This is a genomic window from Streptomyces spongiae (genome assembly GCF_009377185.1).
In the GTDB taxonomy this organism is placed as follows: domain Bacteria; phylum Actinomycetota; class Actinomycetes; order Streptomycetales; family Streptomycetaceae; genus Streptomyces; species Streptomyces spongiae.
The window spans coordinates 1-1,734 of the sequence record NZ_VJZC01001011.1; the positions used below are offsets into that span (position 1 = coordinate 1).

General features: G+C 66.8%; 1 protein-coding gene. It reads right to left on the reverse strand.

Annotated elements, in window-relative coordinates:
* Positions 1–58: 58 nt before the first annotated feature.
* On the reverse strand, positions 59–1,420 hold the full coding sequence (locus FNH08_RS49680) for an ABC transporter substrate-binding protein (protein ID WP_152778576.1): 1,362 nt from the start codon (positions 1,418–1,420) through the stop codon (positions 59–61).
* Positions 1,421–1,734: the final 314 nt, after the last annotated feature.

The following is a 1,734-nucleotide window of genomic DNA, read 5'->3' on the forward strand; positions in this document are numbered from 1 at the left end:
GCCGCGCCCCCCTCCTTGCCGGGGGGCGCGGCGGTGTCGTGCCGGGTGGCCATACCGGTCACTTCTCCAGCTTGTTGTCGATGGTCTTGGTGGCCGTCTCCCACGCGTCCGCGGGTGACTTGCCCTTGGTGACCAGGACGAGGCCGTTGTCGTTCAGGCTCGATCCGATGATCTGGTCCTTGGGGCCGATGACCTGGACGGGGGTCGTCTTCGCCGCCTCGGCGAAGATCGTGCCGACCGGTGCGTCACCCGTCATCTCGTTGGTCGCGCCCGTGACTTCGGGTGTGGTGTACGCGCCCGGTGCGCTCGGGAAGTTGCCCTGCACCTTGAACAGCTTCGCCTGCTGCTCCGGAGCGGTCAGCCAGGCCGCCAGCTTCAGGGCCTCCTTCGTGTTCTTGCCTGCCTTCGGCACGGAGAGGAAGGCACCGCCCCAGTTGCCGGACTTCGGCGCGACGGCCACGTCCCACTTGCCCTTGGACTCCGGCTTCGAGTGCTCCTTGAGCGTGCCGAGCATCCACGGCGGGCAGGCGATCGCGGCGAACTTGCTGTTGGCGATCGAGGTGTTCCAGTCCGGCTGGAACTGGGCCAGGGAACCGACCAGACCGTCCTCGGCGGCCTTGGCGGTCATCATGAAGGACTCCTTGACGACCGGGTTGGACTTGTAGATGACCTCGCCGGACTCGTCGTAGAACCTGACCTTCTCGCTGCCGAGGATGGCGCTCATCAGGCCACCGGGGGAGTCCATGAAGGTGGTGCCCTCGGGGGCGTTCTTCTGGTACTCCTCGCCGACGTCGATCAGCTTCTTCCAGTCACCCGCCCAGCGCTTCGCCAGCTCCTCGCGGTCGGTGGGCAGCCCGGCCTCCTTGAAGAGGTCCTTGCGGTAGCAGATCGCCACCGGCCCCACGTCGGTGCCGAGGCCGATCGTCTGGCCGTCCTTCGTGGTGGCCTGCTGCCACTTCCAGTCCAGCCACTCGCTCGACTTCACGCCGGGGGCCTTGGAGACGTCCTCCAACTTGTCCGCCTGGGTGTTCACCACCTCGTTGATGTTGCCGACTTCGACGGCCTGGATGTCCATCAGGCCCGCGCCGGTGGTGAGGTGGTTGACGAGCGCCGGGTAGTAGTTCTCGTTGCGCTGGGTGACGGTCTCCTCGATCTTGATCTTCGGGTTGAGCTTCTCGTACTCGGCGTAGAGCCCGGCCTCCTTGTAGCCGAAGGCGCCGAAGAGTCCCAGCTTGACGACGGTCTTGCCCTTGTTGTCCCCGGACGAGCTGCTGTCGCTGCCGCCGTCGTCGGCGCAGCCGGCCAGCAGACCGGCGCCCATGGCGGCGGTCACCGCCAGGACCACCGTCCTGCGGGCGGTGCGGCGGGTGTTGCCCCCTCTCGAACCCAGCCGAGAGTGGGGGAGGGTACGTCCTCGCATTGCGTCCTCCTGTTGCCCTGACGTGCCGGCCCCCCGGCCAACTGCGTTGTTGGACCCGTTTGTTCATGCTGCGGCTCGGGCGGGGAACGTGCGGGTTGTGTATGTGTCAGGTAGTGTGGGAGCGCTCCCACAAGTGATGTGTTGAAGAGTCGTCGGTTCGTGCGGGGGTGTCAAGGGAGCGGACGCAGAGATATGTCTTCGGTTATCGGCCTGTTAGCTAACCGGGCGGGCCCCGGCCGGGCGTGTCGTGGCACGGTGCGACTGGGACCGTTGTGACCGGTGAGGCTTCAGAGGGTTGCGACGGGGGCGGTGGG